Genomic DNA, 18,789 nt, shown 5'->3' with positions numbered 1-18,789 from the left:
TTACGCTGGCAGCACAATATTGCTGCCAGCAAGGGTGCCCATACGGTTGTACATGGTGCATGCAGACTCAACAATATGCATCGCGATAGCCGCACCGCTTCCTTCCCCCAGACGCATCTCCATATGCAGATACGGTTGGAGCTCCAGATGTTCCAGTGCAATACGCGCGCCTTTCTCCGCCGAGAAGTGGGAAGGAATCAGGTAAGGTTTTACCGCAGGCGTAATTCGGCAAGCCGCCAGCGCGGAAGCGTATGACAGGAAGCCATCCAACACCACCGGCAGGCCACAGGAGGCCGCGCCGAGCATCACGCCGGTCATTCCAAGCAGATCGTAACCGCCCACTTTAGTCAACACATCAAGCCCGTCTGCCGCATCTGGCTGGTTTACCGCAATCGCACGGCGGACAACCTCAACTTTATGCGTCAACTGCTCATGCGGCAAATTAGCGCCAATGCCCACGACCGCGTCCGGCTCGCTGCCGGTCAGCACGCTGACCACCGCCGCCGCTGGCGTAGTGTTGGCCATGCCGAGTTCACCCACACCAAACAGGGTAACGCCCTGCTCTGCCAGACTGCGGGTATAGTTGATCGCCGACAGCAGCACAGTTTGCGCCTGTTCGGCCGTCATGGCTGCGGTCTGGGCAATATTGCCGCTGCTGCGGGTGACTTTCATATCGATAAGGCCGGGGATTGGATCGGCGTCGATGCCGACGTCAATCACATGTACGTCCGCACCCGCTTGCGCAGCGAGTACACAGACACCGGTATTGTGGCGTGTCATATTGGCAGCCTGAATGGCGGTCACTACCTGCGGTGAAATTGCCACCCCTTCATGCCATACGCCATGATCGGCGCACATCACCAGAATCGCTTTTTTATCGACGCGCGGCGTCCCCTGAAGCCCGGGCATTCCCGCGAGCTGTACCGCCAGCGCTTCCAGACGTCCAAGGCTGCCCGTTGGTTTTAAAAGCCCATCAATATGCTGCTGTGCATGCGCCATCGCGGCGCTATCCATTTCAGGGATGGCAGCCAGCAGTGTAGCCAGTGTTTGCATTGTTATTCCCACGTTGTCATTCGCTGGCTTACAAAAGCGCCAGCAAGAAAATCACTTCGCCCAGCTCAATGCTTGCCCCCAGCGTATCGCCGGTTTGACCGCCCAGCGTACGTTTGAGCAGTTGGCCCAGGATAAAGATAGCGATAAAGGTCACCAGCAGCGCCCGCAGGCCGTGCATACCGAGCATGGCAGCGACCAACGCGCCGGCAATCACCAGAGTGACCCAGGTCTGGCGGAAGCTAATCTTGCCGATGAACAGGTTCCCCAGCCCCTCTTCGCGCGCGTAGCGGTGACGGTACATCATGAGCACCGACGCCGCGCGGCCAGCAACACAGGCGCTGGCGATAGCCGCCAGCATAGGGACATCACGCAGCGCCAGTTCGCTTAAGGTGAGCACTTTCGCCAGCAGAACGAAAATCAGCGCCAGCCCACCATGGGTGCCCAGGCGGCTGTCGCGCATAATCTCCAGCATCTTCTCGCGGCGGCGCGCGGAGAAAATACCGTCACAGGTATCCGCCAGGCCATCGAGGTGGAAACCGCCTGTCAGCAGTGCCAGCGCCAGCACGGTAAAGAACGCGGCCAGAGGAATGCCGCACCAGGCCTGAACAATCATAAACACCAGGCCGCTGATCGCACCTAGCAGCAGGCCAATCACCGGAAAGGTGATAACACCGCTCACGTAGCGGTCCAGATCCAACCCCTGCGACCAGCGTTGTGGTACCGGCAAACGGCTCATAAAAGAGAGTGTGGCGAAAAACAGTCGACTCATTTTATTTTGACTCCAATCCCTGAAACCACTAGCCAGACGTCATCTGCCGCCTGCGCCAGCTTTTGATTCACACGCCCGGCGATATCACGAAAATGCCGGGCCAGACGATTTTCGGGCACGATGCCCATTCCCACTTCGTTGGTCACCAACACCACTGGCGATGGGCAGCGCTCGCAGGCAGCTATCAACGCATCGATTTCCTCGTTGACCTTCGCTTCAAGCGCCGTGAAGTCCCAATTATCGATCTCCTGCTCGCCTCCCGAGGCAAACAGAATGTTGGTCACAAGCGTAGTGATGCACTCCAGCAGAATGGCTTCTGCGGGATCGTTATGTGGAGTGATGATGTCGGCAAGGTGCTGCCAGCGCTCTTCGGTGCGCCAGTGTGCAGGACGGTCGTCCCGATGGTGCTGAATGCGCTCGGCCATTTCGGCATCGAAAATCTGCGACGTGGCGATATAGCAAACTCGAGGTGAGCCGCTGAGTAACGTTTCAGCGTGACGGCTTTTTCCGCTGCGCGCGCCGCCGGTTACCAGAATCATGATTGCGCTTCCAGATGTTGCTGCATTGTAGGCGAGATCCTTTGATATCAATACGTTCCCACATAACCGTGGCTAATATATCAAACAGAAAGCTTTATACTCCGCATTGCTCGCGATGTCACTGGATTGTCGAAGAGGAGAGGTACTGGAAGGGATAAAACAAAGACCGGGTGGCGACGTGGTCACCACCCGTTAATGACGGTTACTCGCCTTTCTGCTCGCCCATCACTTTCAGTTTCTTGGAGATGTCACGGCGTTCTTTGGACAGCTCGGCATTTTTGATGATGTAATCATCAACGCGATCTTCGTAGTCGCCTTTCATGCTGGCGATGATGCCCTGAATAGCTTCAACGCTCATGCCTGGTTTGATGTAGTCGCTGAGGTTGTCCAGCAGCAGCACGCGTTTTTGGTTGTCACGGATCTTTTTCTCAACGTCCTGAATTTCACGCTGCAGCTTGTTCTTACGACGGAACAAACGTACGAACTCCAGTACGTCCTGAAACGAAGGTTTCGTGGTTTCCATTTTTATACCCCTGATATGTTGAGAGTCGGATTCGTTAAACAACGGCTACACGATAAGGTACACATTAGTCATATACCCTTCAACCTGTATGATTTTTCGTACTGCCGTTGTAGCAAACAATCATTTTTACTTTGGGTTCATCATAACCCTAAATCTAGCTGAATCGAAACAACCTGGCGCAAAAGCGCGTGCATCTGTCTTTTATTTACGCAACGCGCGGCACATCAGGCTGGATAATAATTCCAGCTGACGCGCCAGCTCCATGCTTAGCCAAACGTAGCCATGAATGGAGGTCTCAGCCAGATTGTCGTCTTTGTATTCGTTCACCAGTTGACGCAGTTCTGCGACAATTTCATTGAGCTTTTCGCTGTTTGCCTTGATAGGACGTGGATTGCCTTCATACAACGCGTGGGCAATCGCCAGCAGCGTGTCTTGCGTCATGAGCTGCGTTTCCCGCAGCGTATGGGCGTTGAGCATTAGCAGGTGACCATGGCGCGATGCCCAGTGGGCGTTAATTTGCAGCTCCAGCATACACACCAGGTTGCGGCTCACGGTCTGAATGGCCTCAAAAATCCCCTTGTGAATGTGCGTTTCTTTGCTCGCAGGCGTGATAAGACCGCGCATTTTCACCACGTCGTTCAGGACTTTTTGCAGATGTTTTTCCAGACGCGGGCGCTCAATAAGATTCGGTGACAGTCCCGCCTGATAGATACGGTTAAACTGGGTCACGAACGACGCCATCTGGATTCGCCAGTGGATAAACGCGCGCTGAGGCCAGATACCGGTAAACAGCATGGCCAGCAGGCAACCAAAGATGACATCGCCGCTTCGCCACAGCGCGGTGGTCATATCGCCCGCCGGTGCGCCAACCACCACACCGAGGGTAATACCGATAAGCAGTGCCTGGTAGGGTTTCTTGCCCAGAGCCAGCCAGCCGCACAGGAACATCGCCGCGGCGCACCAGATAAGCATCAGCGGCAAAGAGAAGAGTTCAAGCTTCAGGGCTATCAGCCCGAGCGCCGAGCCAAGCACCGTGCCACCGATACGTTGAAACGCACGCGGCACCACGTTACCCCAAAAAGAGATTGGCCCCATCACCACCACCAGCGTGATCAGCGGCCAGGAGCCGTCAGGGATATCCAGCAGGCGGACCAGTAAAAAGGTCAGTACAAAGGCTAGCGCGATACGCGCCCCGTGCACGGTACGGTAATTACGATATAAACGAATTTCAAAAGGACTGAGTGACTTATCCGGACGCACACCCACTCTCCGACAAGGCTAAAGCGCGAATTGTACCTGCTCCTGCATGAAGAAAGTAGCCCGGCCGATCAAGGCGGTGCCGGGATTTACGCCGAGCTGCCCCGGAGTCGGCGATAAAGCACCTCGTCCGGGCTACAGATAATTAACAACGCGAGGCCTGGTTAGGCTTTGTGATGTAAATAATCGCTCATGCGCGAGAACAACCCGCCTTTGCCAACGCTTTCCAGCGTCACCAGCGGCCAATGCGCGATGACTTTATCGCGATCGAGCAGCTGTATTTCGCCGACACGCTGGTGCGCGGCGATCGGTGCATCCAGCTCTTTAGTATCCAGCACGTATTTGGCCTTGATATTCGGCACTTCGGCTTTAGGCAGCGCCAGCCAGAAATCCTGATCCGTGCCGAGGTTGATGTTCTCTTTATCGCCGTACCAGATACGCTCGGTCCCCACTTTCTTGCCGTTTTGCAATATCTGTACGGTATCAAAATTCTGCTGGCCCCAGTGCAGCAGCGTGCGCGCCTGGTCTTCGCGTCCTTTTGCGCTGTCGGCCCCCATCACCACGGCAATCAGACGACGCTGGCCGTCTACCGCGGAGGCAATCAGGTTAAAGCCCGCGCCGGAAGTATGACCGGTTTTCAGGCCATCGATATTCATCGATTTCTCCCACAGCAGGCCGTTACGGTTTTGCTGGGTAATGCCGTTCCACGTCAGACTCTTTTCGCTGTACATATGATAGAAATCCGGCTCGCCGTGAATAATCGCACGGGAGAGCACCGCTAGATCGTAGGCTGAGCTGTGCTGACCCGGCGCATCCAGGCCGTGGACGGTTTCAAAATGGGTATCGCGCAGGTTCAGCTTCTGCACGTAGTCGTTCATCATTTTGACGAACTGCGGTTGTCCGCCCGCAACGTAATCGGCAAGCGCCACACAGGCATCGTTACCGGAGTCGACGATCAGCCCGCGGCTAAGATCGCGAACGCTCAGACGGTCGCCCTGCTTAAGAAACATCAGTGAAGAGCCGTTAAACACCGGGTTACCCGCCGCCCAGGCATCGCGGCCCACGGTCACCATGTCATCTGCCGTAATACGATGGCTGTCGATGGCACGGTCCACTACATAGCCGGTCATCAGCTTGGTCAGGCTCGCGGGATTGCGCTGCTGGTGTTCATTACCCGCCGTCAGGACTTGCCCAGTGGTGTAATCCATCAGGACCCAGGCGCCGGCTTTAATCGGCGGAGGGGTAACGGAAGGTATCGCGGATTCGCCAGCAAAGGCACAGGAAACGCTCGAAGCGAGCAAAGAAACGGCAATAAGAAAACGGGCTTTCAACGGTAAATCCTCAACATTCACAAATTCGTTGTCCTTTTTACGGAAGTTCGTGCTTTGTGACAGGCTTAAATTGCAAGAAAATATGACATACCTCTCTTCGGACATGAAAAAATACCCTGCGCGACCGCTTCCAGATTCGGTTAACGCCCTTCTGATGCACCGCTAAATCGTTTACCATGAGTATCAAAGCCATAGACGGACACTGTTAACGCCATGCAAGAAACTTCAAGCGCGCCGGGATTCCTGTTTCACGACTACGAGACCTTCGGAACCAGCCCTTCCCTCGACCGCCCTGCGCAATTCGCCGCCATTCGTACCGATAAAGATTTCACGATAATCGGTGAGCCTGAGGTTTTTTACTGCAAGCCTGCCGAGGATTATCTGCCGCAACCTGAAGCGGTATTAATTACCGGCATTACGCCGCAGGAAGCGCGGGCAAAAGGCGATAACGAAGCCGCATTTGCGAAGCGTATCCACGATATTTTCACCGTCCCGGATACCTGCGTGGTGGGTTATAACAACGTTCGCTTCGACGATGAAGTCACCCGCAATATCTTCTACCGCAACTTCTACGACCCGTACGCCTGGAGCTGGCAAAACCGCAACTCTCGCTGGGATCTGCTCGATGTGATGCGCGCCTGTTACGCCCTGCGCCCGGAAGGTATCAACTGGCCAGAAAACGATGACGGCCTGCCAAGCTTCCGCCTTGAGCATTTAACCAAAGCCAACGGCATAGAACACAGTAACGCCCACGATGCGATGGCCGACGTTTACGCCACCATCGCCATGGCGAAACTGGTGAAAGCGCAGCAGCCGAAGCTGTTTGATTATCTCTATGCCTATCGCAGTAAAAACAAGCTAATGACGCTGATAGACGTGCCACAGATGAAGCCGCTGGTGCACGTCTCCGGGATGTTCGGCGCATGGCGCGGTAACACCAGTTGGGTCGCACCGCTGGCGTGGCATCCGGACAACCGCAACGCGGTGATCATGGTGGATCTTGCTGGCGATATCAGCCCGCTGCTGGATCTTGATGTGGATGCCTTGCGCGAGCGTCTGTATACGCCGAAAGCCGACCTTGGCGATAGCGCTCCGGTTCCTATTAAGTTGGTTCACCTGAATAAGTGCCCGGTGCTGGCCCAGGCCAACACCCTGCGCCCGGAAGATGCCGACCGTCTGGGGATTAACCGCCAGCACTGTCTGGATAATCTGAAAACGCTGCGTGAGAATCCCCAGGTACGCGAGAAAGCGGTGGCGATTTTTGCCGAAGCCGAGCCGTTTGTGCCGTCGGAGAACGTCGATGCCCAGCTTTATAACGGTTTCTTTAGCGACGCCGACAGAGCGGCGATGAAAATCGTGCTGGAGACCGAGCCGCGCAATCTTCCCGCGCTGGATATCACCTTCGCTGATAAACGCATTGAAAAGCTGTTGTTTAACTATCGGGCGCGCAACTTTCCCGGCACGCTGGATGAAAGCGAGCAACAGCGCTGGTTAGAGCACCGTCGGCAAATCTTTACCCCGGAGTTTTTGCAGGCTTACGCGCAGGAGCTGGAAATGCTCTATGGGCAATATGAAGGGAATGCGGAAAAGCTATCGCTGCTGAAGGCACTGTATCAGTACGCACAGGAGATTGTGTAATTTGTAGGCCGGATAAGGCAACGCCGCCATCCGGCAATCTGCACCGAATTGCCTGATGGCGCTACGCTAATCAGGCCTACTGTTCATTCAGCAATAGTCGCCCAACCGGGCGACTTATTTACTTCTGTACAGTGATAGTCCAGGCCGCATCGCCAGACTGCTGGTAATCCGTCACCGTATAGCCCTCTTCTGCCGCCCACTGAGGGATCGCTTCCGTCGCCTGGGTACAGTCAAATTCAATCACCAGCTGGTCGCCGTTGGCAAGTTCAGCCATTGCCGCTTTCGCTTCAATGAGTGGGAACGGGCACACCTGGGTGACCACATCCAGTTTCTTCACAACCATATCAAACTCCTTATGCCGTCGCGGATTTCAGTTTGGCTTTCCGCTGCGGGCGAACATATAACACCCAAGACGCACACCACACGCCAAGGATCATAAATACCAGGCCAATCCAGCCCTGCCAGGTCATCATTGCCGTCATGACCAGGCCATTACCAATAGAACACCCACCGGCAATGCTGGCGCCAAAGCCCATCAGCACACCGCCACCGGCACTGCGCAGCGTCGTGCTCGCATCGGCGGCACGTACGCGGAATTCACGGCTGGCTTTCGCAGCAATAAAGGAACCGATGAAAATACCCAGTACCAGGAATACGCCCCAGTTAAGGAATTTGCTGTCACCGCCCACCAGGAACTGCAGAATATTTGCGGTAGGCGAGGTAATCCCCAGACCGAACATACGGCCCGTCGCTTCACTCATCGGCCACGCCAGCAGCGCGATCAGACCAATCAGCACCGCGGTGAAAAACGGGTGCCAGCGCTTTTCAAACAACAGGTGCGCCAGACCAGTACGGCGCGGTGGCAACGAAGCCACTTTCAGCTTTGGCTTACGCAGCTCTTTACGTACAAACCACAGCGTGACTACTACCAGCAGCGCAATAATCGGCCAGACGGAGATATTCAGAGTTTCCGCGATACCGTTGTGCGCCGTGGTATGTTCACCAAGGAACTTATTCAGACCAGCAGCGTGGGGCGAACGCATCACCGCACTCATCACCATGTAGGTCACCAGCGCAATCCAGCTACCGATAAGTCCTTCCCCGGCGCGATACCAGGTCCCGGTGGCACAGCCGCCGGCATAGACAATACCGATACCAAAGACGAAGCCACCGACAACGGTTCCCAACCATGGGAACGCGCCCGCGTCGTACTGCACCAGACCGGTCTGGATCAGTGCAAAAACGCCCACGCTTTGAATACAGATAGCGATTAATAACGCGTAAAACATGCGGTTATTTTTAGTGATATACATATCGCGGAAACCGCCCGTCAGGCAGAAACGACCGCGTTGCATAACGAATCCCAGTAAGGCGCCGCAGAGAATTCCGCTTATAATCATGTGCAACATAAAAATTAATTAACCCAATATTATCAGTCGTGAAATTATTCCCGACCGTGCCTTTGGTCTCCAATAACCAAAAGCTCTATATTATTCCTGATGGTTATTAATTCAGTGTTGTTCAGACGAAAAAAAACCGGAGGCACATGGCCTCCGGTTTCGCTTTTCAGCACGCGCGAATTATGCGACGTCTTCGTACTGTGGAACCGGGTTGCGGAAACGCTTGGTCACGCATGCCAGGTACAGCAGGCCGATAGAACCCCAGATGAGGCCCAGAATCATTGAGCTCTGCTCCAGGTTAATCCACAGTGCGCCAACGGTCAGCGCGCCACACACCGGCAGTACCAGGTACTGGAAATGGTCTTTCAGCGTCTTGTTACGCTTCTCACGGATCCAGAACTGGGAGATCACGGAGAGGTTAACGAAGGTGAATGCCACCAGCGCACCAAAGTTGATCAGCGCCGTTGCGGTAACCAGGTCGAATTTAATCGCCAACAGCGCAATCGCACCAACCAACAGTACGTTGAACGCCGGGGTACGCCATTTCGGATGCACGTAACCGAAGAAGCTGTTCGGGAACACGCCATCACGGCCCATGACGTACATCAGGCGAGATACGCCCGCATGCGCCGCCATACCGGATGCCAGTACGGTGACGCTGGAGAAGATCAGCACGCCCCACTGGAAGGTTTTGCCCGCAACGTACAGCATGATTTCTGGCTGAGACGCGTCCGGATCTTTAAAGCGAGAGATGTCCGGGAAGTACAGCTGCAGGAAGTAAGATGCACCGATAAAGATCATCCCGCCAATCAGTGCGGTCAGGAAAATCGCTTTCGGGATCACACGTTCTGCATCTTTAGTCTCTTCAGACAGAGAAGAGATACCGTCGAAGCCCAGGAACGAGAAGCACAGAATGGTCGCACCAGTAATCATCGGCACAACGTGCGCGCCTTCAGACCAGAACGGACGAGTGCTGGTCAGCGTACCCGCGCCTTCACCGTGCATCACGCCGTAAATGATAAGGCCGACGATGACCGCCACGATACCCATCTGCAGAACCACAATCAGCGTGTTGAAGTTCGCCACGGCCTTGATGCTGCGCAGGTTAGAGATGGTCATAAAGGCCACCAGCGCGACAACAAAGATCCACGATGGTACAGAAGGCATCAGCGCTTCAAAGTAAATTTTAGCCAGCAGAATGTTGATCATCGGCATGAACAGGTAGTCCAGCAGCGATGACCAGCCAACCATAAAGCCAACGACCGGGCTAATGGATTTCTGAGCATAGGTGTATGCAGAGCCAGCTGACGGGAACCGGCGAACCAGTTTACCGTAGCTTAGCGCTGTAAAGAGAATCGCGATCAGCGCAAAGGCATACGCCGTTGCAACGTGACCGTCGGTAAGGCCAGATACGATACCGAACGTATCGAACAGCGTCATTGGCTGCATATAGGCCAAGCCCATCATGACAACCGGAATCAGCGTAAGCGTTTTACGCAATTCCACGCGAGAGGTGTTTGGAGTAACGTTATTTGACACGGTGAGCCCCCTGTTCGGCGACTGCCGGTGCAAAAAAGAAAAATTGCCCCATTTTTTTTCTGTTTCCTCAGCGACAACAACTGTCGTTTTTTAAGTAAATATCTATCCGGTACGAAGCCCGGCCTCTTTTATTGGATGGTTGTTTTGATGTAAAAAAATAACCGACGTGGCAATCACGTCGGTTAGTCTCATTTTTTACATTCGACATATTTTGCACCAAACGAATGCAAAAACACAAGCCGGTGAGAGCAGGAATAATGCGAGTTCTCATCCAACTGGCTGATTAACAAGCAATCTGTAAAGTACGCCCCAGATTTATAGCACGATTTGCTAAAACAGCCGACTCAACAATAATCAATAACCATAAGAATTGTGTATCTATTTATATGTTACATAAATGAATGACTATCCCAGGCGGCTACTCCAGAGGCATCCGCAGGGGGTCAGGGAATTGATATTCAAAGCCTAATTCACGGCAGATGCGATTGCCGTCGATGATTTTCCCCTGCCCTTTACCACTGTTGCTAAAAACGGGCACCGACAGCCCAAGCTCACGGGCCATTTGCGGATAAAACACACCGCGTGCGGGATGCCCTGGCGCACAAATATTGTAAATGTGACCGCCTTTCGGTGCCTGGAGCAGCAGCGTAATGGCCGCTATCACATCGTCCAGATGCACCAGGTTTACGCCCTGCTGGCCGTCAGAAGCCGATTTCCCGGCAAAGAAACGACCAGGATGACGTTCCGGCCCCACCAGCCCAGCGAGGCGCAAAATATCGACCGACGTTCCCGGTAACTGATGTAGCCAATCTTCAAGCTCTTTCAGTACCCGCCCGCTCGCCGTGCCGGGATTGCGCGGAGAGGTTTCTTTTACCGTCCCCTCATCACTACCGTACACCGACGTCGAACTGGTAAAGATGATGCGCGGAATATGATGCGCCAGCGCCGAGTCCACAATCTCCTGCACCGCCTGATGGTAAAAATCCTCACCCGGACCGCTACGACGCGCCGGTAATGTTATCACTAATGCGTCGACGTTCATTAAAGCATCGAGGTCATCGGCCTCGCACACCAGTTGTGGTTCGAGCCGCAACGGATAGCCATCAATCCCGCACATCCGTGCTGCTTCCACGCCGTCCTCAGTCGTTTTGCTGCCGGTCACCTGCCAGCCACGCGCCATCAACGACAGCGCCAGCGGCATACCCAGCCACCCTAAACCGACGATTGCCACTTTCTTCATTGCGCTATCTCCTGGTTCTTGCCGAACTACCTTAATAAGGCTACGCCACCACGATAAAACTGACAATTTATAGTCGCTACATGAATTGATTTAATGAATGTAAAAAGCGCTTGCGTTCAATGACAAAAGTGGTTTAGGTTAAAAGACATCAAGTGAATAGTCATTCAACGAGAAATTTATGAGCCGCGTTCAATTTAAACACCACCATCATCACCATCACCCTGACTAGTCTTTCAGGCGATGTGTGCTGGGAGACATTCAGATCTTCCAGTGGTGCATGAACGCAAGAGAGCCCCCGGAAGAGATCTTCCGGGGGCTTTTTTTTGAACAAAATTCAGCAGGGTAATGAGGAATAGAGAATGTTAGATAACAGCCGTTTACGCATAGCTATGCAGAAATCAGGTCGTCTGAGCGATGATTCACGCGAATTACTGGCCCGTTGTGGCATCAAAATTAATCTCCACACCCAGCGCCTGATTGCGATGGCGGAGAACATGCCTATCGACATCCTGCGCGTTCGTGATGACGATATCCCAGGCCTGATTATGGATGGCGTCGTAGATCTCGGCATCATTGGCGAAAACGTGCTGGAAGAAGAGCTGCTGAGCCGTCGCGCCCAGGGCGAAGACCCACGCTACTTTACTCTGCGTCGTCTGGACTTCGGCGGTTGCCGTCTCTCTCTTGCCACCCCCGCGGATGAAGCGTGGAACGGCCCGGCCGCGCTCGACGGTAAACGTATCGCTACCTCTTACCCGCACCTGCTGAAGCGTTACCTCGATCAGAAAGGCATCAGCTTTAAATCCTGCCTGCTGAACGGTTCCGTCGAAGTTGCCCCGCGCGCTGGCCTTGCTGACGCCATTTGCGACCTGGTATCGACCGGTGCAACGCTTGAAGCCAACGGCCTGCGTGAAGTGGAAGTCATGTTCCGCTCTAAAGCCTGCCTGATTCAGCGCGACGGCGAGATGAGCGAAGCCAAACAGCAGCTGATTGACCGTCTGTTAACCCGTATTCAGGGCGTGATTCAGGCTCGCGAATCGAAATACATCATGATGCACGCGCCAACCGAGCGTCTGGATGAAGTTATCGCCCTGCTGCCTGGCGCTGAGCGCCCAACCATTCTGCCACTGGCGGGCGACAAGCAGCGCGTAGCGATGCACATGGTGAGCAGCGAAACCCTGTTCTGGGAAACCATGGAAAAACTGAAGGCCCTGGGTGCCAGCTCTATTCTGGTGCTGCCGATTGAGAAGATGATGGAGTGATATGATGCCTGATGGCGCTACGCTTATCAGGCCTACAAGAATTGTCACACGCATTGATATTACGGCCCTTGTAGGCCGGATAAGGCAACGCCGCCATCCGGCACGGCCCCATGATGGAGTAACGACCATGAGCTTCAATACCCTGATTGACTGGAATAGCTGTAGCCCCGAACAACAGCAAGCGCTGCTGATGCGCCCGGCCATCTCGGCCTCCGATAGCATCACCCGTACGGTGGCGGAGATTCTGGATAACGTCAAAGCCAACGGCGACAGCGCACTGCGTGAATACAGCGCAAAGTTTGATAAAACCGAAGTCAGCGCGCTGAAGGTCACCGCAGAAGAAATTCAGCAGGCCAGCGGCCGTCTGAGCGATGAACTCAAGCAGGCGATGCAGGCGGCAGTACGCAATATCGATACCTTCCACACCGCGCAAATCCTACCACCGGTGGATATTGAAACTCAGCCAGGCGTGCGCTGCCAGCAGGTGACTCGCCCCATCGCCTCGGTTGGCCTTTATATTCCAGGCGGTTCCGCCCCGCTGTTCTCTACCGTATTAATGCTCGCAACCCCGGCGCGCATTGCCGGCTGCAAAAAAGTGGTGCTCTGCTCACCGCCGCCGATTGCCGATGAGATCCTCTATGCCGCGCAGCTTTGCGGCGTAGAGAACGTCTACAAAGTGGGTGGTGCTCAGGCGATTGCCGCGCTGGCGCTGGGTACGGAATCCATTCCGAAGGTCGATAAAATCTTCGGACCAGGCAATGCCTATGTCACTGAAGCGAAGCGTCAGGTCAGCCAGCGCCTCGACGGTGCGGCGATTGATATGCCCGCTGGCCCGTCTGAAGTGCTGGTGATCGCCGATAGCGGCGCCACGCCAGATTTTATCGCCTCTGACCTGCTTTCTCAGGCGGAGCACGGCCCTGATTCTCAGGTTATCCTACTCACCCCAGATGCGAAGATTGCCGAAGGCGTCGCCGAGGCCGTTGAACGCCAGCTTGCCGCGCTCTCCCGCGCTGAAACCGCACGTCAGGCGCTCTCTGCCAGCCGCCTTATCGTGGCGAAAGATCTGGCGCAATGCGTGGCGATTTCCAACGCCTATGGCCCGGAACACTTAATCATTCAGACCCGCAACGCCCGTGAACTGGTTGACGATATCACCAGCGCCGGTTCCGTCTTCCTTGGCGACTGGTCGCCGGAGTCTGCGGGCGATTACGCTTCCGGGACTAACCACGTGCTGCCGACCTACGGCTATACCTCAACCTGTTCAAGCCTGGGGCTGGCAGACTTCCAGAAACGGATGACCGTTCAGGAACTGTCTCGCGATGGCTTTAGTGCTATCGCCGCCACCATCGAAACGCTGGCCGCCGCCGAACTGCTGACCGCCCACAAAAATGCCGTCACCCTACGCGTAAACGCCCTGAAGGAGCAAGCATGAGCATTGAACAGTTAGCCCGCGACAACGTTCGCGCATTAACCCCGTATCAGTCTGCCCGCCGTCTTGGCGGCAAAGGTGACGTCTGGCTGAATGCCAATGAATACCCGACGGCGGTACCATTCGAACTGAGCCAGCAAACGCTGAACCGCTATCCGGAGTGTCAGCCGAAAGCGGTGATTGAAAACTACGCCGCCTACGCGGGCGTGAAGCCTACGCAGGTTCTGGTCAGCCGCGGCGCGGACGAAGGTATCGAACTGCTGGTACGCGCCTTCTGCGAACCGGGTCGCGATGCGGTACTGTTCTGCCCGCCAACCTACGGTATGTATAGCGTTAGCGCTGAAACCATCGGCGTAGAGTGCCGCACCGTGCCAGCCAAAGCCGACTGGCAGCTCGACCTGCCTGCCATCGCCGACAGCCTCGGCAATGTGAAAGTGGTCTACGTCTGCAGCCCGAACAACCCGACCGGGCAGATTATCAACCCGCAGGATTTCCGTACCCTGCTGGAGATGACCCGCGACAAAGCGCTGGTGGTTGCCGACGAAGCTTATATTGAGTTCTGCCCACAGGCGACGCTGGCAGGCTGGCTGGCGGAATACCCGCACCTGGTCATTCTGCGTACCCTCTCTAAAGCTTTTGCCCTGGCGGGGCTGCGCTGCGGCTTCACGCTCGCCAATGAGGAAGTGATTGCCTTATTAATGAAAGTAATCGCCCCTTATCCTCTGTCCACCCCGGTTGCCGATATTGCCGCCCAGGCGCTTAGCGCGCAGGGAATTGCCGCAATGCGCGAGCGCGTGGCGCAGATTTTAAGCGAGCGCGAGTACCTGGTGGAGGCGCTACGCACCATCGACTGCGTTGAACAGGTTTTTGATTCCGAGACCAACTACGTACTGGCCCGGATCAAAGCCTCAAGTATCGTATTTAAATCTTTGTGGGATCAGGGCATTATCTTACGAGACCAGAATAAACAACCTTCTTTAAGCGGCTGTTTGCGCATCACTATCGGCACGCGTGCCGAAAGCCAGCGCGTGATTGACGCTTTGAAAGCGGAGACCGTATGACCCAGAAGTTTCTCTTTATCGATCGCGATGGCACCCTGATTTCCGAACCACCAAGCGACTATCAGGTAGACCGTTTTGACAAGCTGGCCTTCGAACCCGACGCTATTCCGGTACTGCTAAAGCTGCAAAATGCAGGTTACAAGCTGGTGATGATCACCAACCAGGACGGACTGGGCACCAACAGCTTCCCGCAGGCAGACTTCGACGGCCCGCACAACCTGATGATGCAGATTTTCACCTCTCAGGGCGTGGTGTTTGACGATGTGCTGATCTGCCCGCATCTGCCAGCCGATAACTGCGAATGCCGCAAGCCGAAAACGCAGCTGGTGACCGCATGGCTGGCGAACGAAGTGATGGACACCGCCAACAGCTACGTGATTGGCGACCGCGCCACTGATATTGAGCTGGCGGCCAACATGGGCATTACCGGCCTGCGCTATAACCGCGACACGCTGAACTGGGCGATGATTGGCGAACAGCTGACCCGCCGCGACCGCTACGCACACATTGAGCGCAACACCCGCGAAACGCAGATTGACGTGGAGGTGTGGCTCGACCGCGAAGGCGGCAGCAAAATTAATACCGGCGTCGGCTTCTTTGACCACATGCTGGATCAAATTGCCACCCACGGCGGCTTCCGCATGAATATCACCGTGAAGGGCGACCTGTATATCGACGATCACCACACGGTGGAAGATACCGGTCTGGCGCTCGGCGAGGCGCTGAAGGTGGCGCTCGGCGACAAACGCGGTATCAACCGCTTTGGTTTTGTGCTGCCCATGGACGAATGCCTGGCGCGCTGCGCGCTGGATATCTCCGGCCGTCCGCACCTGGAATACAAAGCCGAATTCACCTACCAGCGCGTAGGCGATCTCAGCACCGAGATGATCGAGCACTTCTTCCGCTCGCTCTCCTACGCCATGGGTATCACGCTGCACCTGAAAACCAAGGGCAAAAACGATCACCACCGCGTAGAAAGTCTGTTCAAAGTCTTCGGCCGTACTCTGCGCCAGGCGATTCGCGTAGACGGCAACACCCTTCCTTCTTCGAAAGGAGTGCTGTGATGAACGTGGTAGTCCTTGATACCGGCTGCGCAAACCTTAACTCGGTAAAGTCAGCAATAGCTCGCCATGGCTACGAGCCAGTGGTGAGCCGCGACCCGGAGGTAGTACTGCGCGCGGATAAGCTCTTTCTACCTGGCGTAGGCACGGCGCAAGCCGCCATGGACCAGATTCGTGAGCGCGAGCTGGTCGACTTAATCAAAGCCTGTACCCAGCCGGTGCTGGGGATCTGCCTCGGTATGCAGCTGCTCGGCCGCCGTAGCGAAGAGACAAATGGTGTAGACCTGCTCGGCATCATCGAGCAAGACGTGCCGAAGATGACTGATTTTGGCCTGCCGCTGCCGCACATGGGCTGGAACCGAGTCTACCCGAAAGCAGGCGACCGTCTGTTCCGCGGCATTGAAGACGGTGCCTACTTCTACTTCGTCCACAGCTACGCTATGCCGGTCAACGAGTACACCATCGCCCAGTGCAACTACGGTGAGCCGTTCACCGCCGCCGTGCAGAAAGATAACTTTTACGGCGTGCAGTTCCACCCAGAACGCTCGGGTGCCGCAGGCGCACAGCTGCTGAAAAACTTCCTGGAGATGTGATGATCATTCCTGCTTTAGATTTGATTAACGGCACCGTGGTGCGCCTCCATCAGGGAGATTACGGCCAGCAGCGCGACTACGGCAATGACCCTCTGCCACGTTTGCAAGATTACGCAGCACAGGGCGCAGAAGTGCTGCACCTGGTCGATTTAACCGGCGCGAAAGACCCGGCACAGCGGCAGATCCCACTGCTGAAAACGCTGGTTGCCGGCGTGAAGGTGCCGGTTCAGGTTGGCGGCGGCGTGCGTACTGAAGAAGACGTTGCCGCCCTGCTCGACGCGGGCGTTGCTCGCGTGGTCGTAGGCTCAACGGCGGTAAAATCACCGGAAGTGGTCAAAGGTTGGTTTAAACGCTTTGGCGCCGAACATCTGGTGCTGGCGCTGGACGTGCGTATTGATGAAAACGGCACCAAGCAGGTGGCGGTCAGCGGCTGGCAGGAAAACTCCGGCGTTACGCTGGAGGAGCTGGTCGAAACCTATCTGCCGGTTGGCCTGCAACACGTTTTGTGTACCGATATCTCTCGCGATGGGACGCTGGCGGGCTCTAACGTCTCACTGTATGAAGAAGTCTGTGCTCGCTATCCGCAGGTGGCATTCCAGTCTTCCGGCGGTATTGGCGACCTTAACGATATCGCCGCACTGCGCGGTACCGGCGTGCGCGGCGTGATTGTCGGGCGCGCGCTGCTGGAAGGTAAATTCAACGTAACGGAGGCCATCCAATGCTGGCAAAACGGATAATTCCTTGTCTCGATGTGCGCGATGGTCAGGTCGTTAAAGGCGTGCAGTTCCGCAACCACGAAATTATCGGCGATATCGTTCCGCTGGCGAAACGCTACGCTGACGAAGGCGCGGACGAACTGGTGTTCTACGATATCACCGCCTCCAGCGATGGCCGAGTGGTCGATAAAAGCTGGGTCTCACGCGTTGCCGAGGTCATTGATATCCCGTTCTGTGTTGCCGGTGGCATCAAGTCCATCGATGATGCCGCACGCATTCTCTCCTTCGGTGCGGACAAAATTTCCATCAACTCCCCGGCACTGGCCGACCCGGAGCTGATCACCCGCCTGGCGGACCGTTTTGGCGTGCAGTGCATCGTCGTGGGGATTGATACCTGGTTTGATGCCGACACCGGCAAGTATCATGTTAATCAGTACACCGGCGACGAAAGCCGCACCCGCGTCACCCAGTGGGAAACGCTGGACTGGGTACAGGAAGTCCAAAAGCGTGGCGCAGGCGAAATCGTCCTCAACATGATGAACCAGGACGGCGTGCGTAACGGCTACGACCTGGAACAGCTGAAAAAAGTGCGCGAAGTCTGCCACGTGCCGCTGATCGCCTCCGGCGGCGCAGGCACCATGGAGCACTTCCTGGAAGCGTTCCGCGACGCCAACGTCGACGGTGCGCTGGCTGCATCGGTATTCCACAAGCAGATTATTAATATTGGTGAACTAAAAGCGTACCTGGCAGCACAGGGCGTGGAGATACGGGTATGTTAACTGAACAACTGGACTGGGAAAAAACCGACGGACTGATGCCTGCCGTTATCCAACACGCGGTATCCGGCGAAGTGTTAATGCTGGGCTACATGAACCAGGAAGCGCTGGCGAAAACGCAGGAAACGGGCAAAGTGACCTTTTTCTCTCGCACCAAACAGCGCCTGTGGACCAAAGGTGAAACCTCCGGCCACTTCCTGAACGTGGTCAGCATCGCACCTGATTGCGATAACGACACGCTGCTGATTCTGGTGAACCCTATTGGCCCAACCTGCCACAAAGGCACGTCGAGCTGCTTTGGTGAGACCAGCCACAAATGGCTGTTCCTGTATCAGCTTGAACAGCTGCTGGCCGAGCGTAAAACCGCCGACCCTGAAAGTTCCTATACCGCGAAGCTGTACGCGAGCGGCACGAAACGTATTGCGCAGAAAGTCGGTGAAGAAGGCGTGGAAACTGCGCTGGCGGCGACAGTGCACGATAAGTTTGAGCTGAAAAATGAGGCTTCTGATTTGATGTATCACCTGTTGGTGCTGCTGCAGGATCAGGAGTTGGATTTGACCACCGTTATCGATAATTTACGGGAACGGCATCAGTAACCCCTCCCC

The 18,789-nt window shown here is 55.5% G+C and carries 20 protein-coding genes and 1 other annotated feature; of the genes, 10 read left to right on the top strand and 10 right to left on the bottom strand.

Annotation, left to right across the window (positions count from 1 at the left end):
* The 6 genes from cobT to dacD all read right to left on the bottom strand — a co-directional run bounded on the left by cobT (position 1) and on the right by dacD (position 5,472).
* Positions 1 to 1,053, bottom strand: coding sequence for a nicotinate-nucleotide--dimethylbenzimidazole phosphoribosyltransferase (cobT, locus tag ACH1XZ_RS02445; protein ID WP_395594196.1), 1,053 nt, complete (start codon positions 1,051 to 1,053; stop codon positions 1 to 3).
* A gap of 28 nt (positions 1,054 to 1,081) precedes the next feature.
* Entirely contained in the window at positions 1,082 to 1,822 is a 741-nt protein-coding gene (gene cobS, locus ACH1XZ_RS02440; RefSeq protein ID WP_395594195.1) for an adenosylcobinamide-GDP ribazoletransferase, read from the bottom strand.
* Positions 1,819 to 2,364, bottom strand: a complete 546-nt coding sequence (gene cobU, locus ACH1XZ_RS02435) for a bifunctional adenosylcobinamide kinase/adenosylcobinamide-phosphate guanylyltransferase (protein WP_395594682.1) — start codon at positions 2,362 to 2,364, stop codon at positions 1,819 to 1,821. Before cobU ends, cobS begins: the two co-directional genes overlap by 4 nt.
* A gap of 199 nt (positions 2,365 to 2,563) precedes the next feature.
* Positions 2,564 to 2,884 carry a DUF496 family protein gene (locus ACH1XZ_RS02430; RefSeq protein WP_035894853.1) on the bottom strand — a complete coding sequence of 107 codons (321 nt, stop codon included), beginning with the start codon at positions 2,882 to 2,884 and terminating at the stop codon, positions 2,564 to 2,566.
* A 201-nt stretch (positions 2,885 to 3,085) separates the two neighbouring features.
* The gene (locus tag ACH1XZ_RS02425; protein ID WP_395594194.1) at positions 3,086 to 4,144 is read right to left on the bottom strand and encodes an FUSC family protein; all 1,059 of its coding nucleotides are present in this window, start codon (positions 4,142 to 4,144) and stop codon (positions 3,086 to 3,088) included.
* Positions 4,145 to 4,305: 161 nt separating this feature from the next.
* Positions 4,306 to 5,472 carry a serine-type D-Ala-D-Ala carboxypeptidase DacD gene (gene dacD / locus ACH1XZ_RS02420; protein WP_395594193.1) on the bottom strand — a complete coding sequence of 389 codons (1,167 nt, stop codon included), beginning with the start codon at positions 5,470 to 5,472 and terminating at the stop codon, positions 4,306 to 4,308.
* A gap of 213 nt (positions 5,473 to 5,685) precedes the next feature.
* On the opposite strand from dacD, the gene sbcB reads away from it, so the two are divergent.
* Positions 5,686 to 7,110 (top strand): exodeoxyribonuclease I, encoded by a 1,425-nt coding sequence (sbcB, locus tag ACH1XZ_RS02415; RefSeq protein WP_395594192.1) that lies wholly within the window; start codon positions 5,686 to 5,688, stop codon positions 7,108 to 7,110.
* A gap of 118 nt (positions 7,111 to 7,228) precedes the next feature.
* Here sbcB and tsuB read toward each other — a convergent pair whose 3' ends face one another.
* From tsuB to ACH1XZ_RS02395, 4 genes are all read right to left on the bottom strand, one after another.
* Entirely contained in the window at positions 7,229 to 7,453 is a 225-nt protein-coding gene (gene tsuB, locus ACH1XZ_RS02410) for a thiosulfate utilization sulfurtransferase TsuB/YeeD (RefSeq protein ID WP_035894857.1), read from the bottom strand.
* Positions 7,454 to 7,463: 10 nt separating this feature from the next.
* Positions 7,464 to 8,519: a thiosulfate utilization transporter TsuA/YeeE gene (gene tsuA, locus ACH1XZ_RS02405; protein WP_395594191.1), complete on the bottom strand. Its 1,056-nt coding sequence runs from the start codon at positions 8,517 to 8,519 to the stop codon at positions 7,464 to 7,466.
* 171 nt (positions 8,520 to 8,690) lie between these two features.
* A complete protein-coding gene (locus ACH1XZ_RS02400; RefSeq protein ID WP_035894859.1) occupies positions 8,691 to 10,049 on the bottom strand; it encodes an APC family permease in 1,359 nt (452 codons plus the stop codon).
* A 418-nt stretch (positions 10,050 to 10,467) separates the two neighbouring features.
* The gene (locus tag ACH1XZ_RS02395; RefSeq protein ID WP_395594190.1) at positions 10,468 to 11,289 is read right to left on the bottom strand and encodes an SDR family oxidoreductase; all 822 of its coding nucleotides are present in this window, start codon (positions 11,287 to 11,289) and stop codon (positions 10,468 to 10,470) included.
* A 178-nt stretch (positions 11,290 to 11,467) separates the two neighbouring features.
* On the opposite strand from ACH1XZ_RS02395, the gene hisL reads away from it, so the two are divergent.
* The 9 genes from hisL (at position 11,468) to hisIE (ending at position 18,780) form a co-directional block, all read left to right on the top strand.
* Positions 11,468 to 11,518: a his operon leader peptide gene (hisL, locus tag ACH1XZ_RS02390; RefSeq protein WP_071594744.1), complete on the top strand. Its 51-nt coding sequence runs from the start codon at positions 11,468 to 11,470 to the stop codon at positions 11,516 to 11,518.
* Positions 11,494 to 11,614: a sequence feature (His leader region), on the top strand. Its footprint overlaps the gene before it by 25 nt.
* A 34-nt stretch (positions 11,615 to 11,648) precedes the next feature.
* Positions 11,649 to 12,548, top strand: coding sequence for an ATP phosphoribosyltransferase (hisG, locus tag ACH1XZ_RS02385; protein WP_035894861.1), 900 nt, complete (start codon positions 11,649 to 11,651; stop codon positions 12,546 to 12,548).
* 127 nt (positions 12,549 to 12,675) lie between these two features.
* The gene (gene hisD, locus ACH1XZ_RS02380) at positions 12,676 to 13,980 is read left to right on the top strand and encodes a histidinol dehydrogenase (protein WP_395594189.1); all 1,305 of its coding nucleotides are present in this window, start codon (positions 12,676 to 12,678) and stop codon (positions 13,978 to 13,980) included.
* Positions 13,977 to 15,038 (top strand): histidinol-phosphate transaminase, encoded by a 1,062-nt coding sequence (hisC, locus tag ACH1XZ_RS02375; protein ID WP_123652582.1) that lies wholly within the window; start codon positions 13,977 to 13,979, stop codon positions 15,036 to 15,038. Before hisD ends, hisC begins: the two co-directional genes overlap by 4 nt.
* A complete protein-coding gene (hisB, locus tag ACH1XZ_RS02370; protein WP_395594188.1) occupies positions 15,035 to 16,102 on the top strand; it encodes a bifunctional histidinol-phosphatase/imidazoleglycerol-phosphate dehydratase HisB in 1,068 nt (355 codons plus the stop codon). Before hisC ends, hisB begins: the two co-directional genes overlap by 4 nt.
* On the top strand, positions 16,102 to 16,692 hold the full coding sequence (hisH, locus tag ACH1XZ_RS02365; protein ID WP_035894867.1) for an imidazole glycerol phosphate synthase subunit HisH: 591 nt from the start codon (positions 16,102 to 16,104) through the stop codon (positions 16,690 to 16,692). Before hisB ends, hisH begins: the two co-directional genes overlap by 1 nt.
* Positions 16,692 to 17,429, top strand: a complete 738-nt coding sequence (hisA, locus tag ACH1XZ_RS02360; protein ID WP_315406168.1) for a 1-(5-phosphoribosyl)-5-[(5-phosphoribosylamino)methylideneamino]imidazole-4-carboxamide isomerase — start codon at positions 16,692 to 16,694, stop codon at positions 17,427 to 17,429. Before hisH ends, hisA begins: the two co-directional genes overlap by 1 nt.
* Positions 17,411 to 18,187, top strand: a complete 777-nt coding sequence (gene hisF / locus ACH1XZ_RS02355; RefSeq protein WP_123652586.1) for an imidazole glycerol phosphate synthase subunit HisF — start codon at positions 17,411 to 17,413, stop codon at positions 18,185 to 18,187. Before hisA ends, hisF begins: the two co-directional genes overlap by 19 nt.
* Complete coding sequence (gene hisIE, locus ACH1XZ_RS02350) at positions 18,181 to 18,780, top strand: bifunctional phosphoribosyl-AMP cyclohydrolase/phosphoribosyl-ATP diphosphatase HisIE (RefSeq protein ID WP_395594187.1); 600 nt, start codon at positions 18,181 to 18,183, stop codon at positions 18,778 to 18,780. Before hisF ends, hisIE begins: the two co-directional genes overlap by 7 nt.
* Positions 18,781 to 18,789 lie beyond the last annotated feature (9 nt).

It is taken from the genome of Kluyvera chengduensis (assembly GCF_044197065.1).
Lineage (GTDB): Bacteria > Pseudomonadota > Gammaproteobacteria > Enterobacterales > Enterobacteriaceae > Kluyvera > Kluyvera ascorbata_C.
The sequence above is the reverse complement of the archived record's forward strand: the minus strand, read 5'-3'. Positions and strand labels throughout refer to the sequence as shown.

Bases quoted from the DNA above. Each gene is read 5' to 3' on its own strand.
- hisA (WP_315406168.1), top strand. From the start codon at position 16,692: ATGATCATTCCTGCTTTAGATTTGATTAACGGCACCGTGGTGCGCCTC.
- ACH1XZ_RS02395 (WP_395594190.1), bottom strand. From the start codon at position 11,289: ATGAAGAAAGTGGCAATCGTCGGTTTAGGGTGGCTGGGTATGCCGCTG.
- hisD (WP_395594189.1), top strand. From the start codon at position 12,676: ATGAGCTTCAATACCCTGATTGACTGGAATAGCTGTAGCCCCGAACAA.
- hisG (WP_035894861.1), top strand. From the start codon at position 11,649: ATGTTAGATAACAGCCGTTTACGCATAGCTATGCAGAAATCAGGTCGT.
- cobS (WP_395594195.1), bottom strand. From the start codon at position 1,822: ATGAGTCGACTGTTTTTCGCCACACTCTCTTTTATGAGCCGTTTGCCG.
- sbcB (WP_395594192.1), top strand. From the start codon at position 5,686: ATGCAAGAAACTTCAAGCGCGCCGGGATTCCTGTTTCACGACTACGAG.
- hisB (WP_395594188.1), top strand. From the start codon at position 15,035: ATGACCCAGAAGTTTCTCTTTATCGATCGCGATGGCACCCTGATTTCC.
- ACH1XZ_RS02430 (WP_035894853.1), bottom strand. From the start codon at position 2,884: ATGGAAACCACGAAACCTTCGTTTCAGGACGTACTGGAGTTCGTACGT.
- cobT (WP_395594196.1), bottom strand. From the start codon at position 1,053: ATGCAAACACTGGCTACACTGCTGGCTGCCATCCCTGAAATGGATAGC.
- hisH (WP_035894867.1), top strand. From the start codon at position 16,102: ATGAACGTGGTAGTCCTTGATACCGGCTGCGCAAACCTTAACTCGGTA.
- tsuA (WP_395594191.1), bottom strand. From the start codon at position 8,519: ATGTTGCACATGATTATAAGCGGAATTCTCTGCGGCGCCTTACTGGGA.
- tsuB (WP_035894857.1), bottom strand. From the start codon at position 7,453: ATGGTTGTGAAGAAACTGGATGTGGTCACCCAGGTGTGCCCGTTCCCA.
- hisIE (WP_395594187.1), top strand. From the start codon at position 18,181: ATGTTAACTGAACAACTGGACTGGGAAAAAACCGACGGACTGATGCCT.
- hisF (WP_123652586.1), top strand. From the start codon at position 17,411: ATGCTGGCAAAACGGATAATTCCTTGTCTCGATGTGCGCGATGGTCAG.
- hisC (WP_123652582.1), top strand. From the start codon at position 13,977: ATGAGCATTGAACAGTTAGCCCGCGACAACGTTCGCGCATTAACCCCG.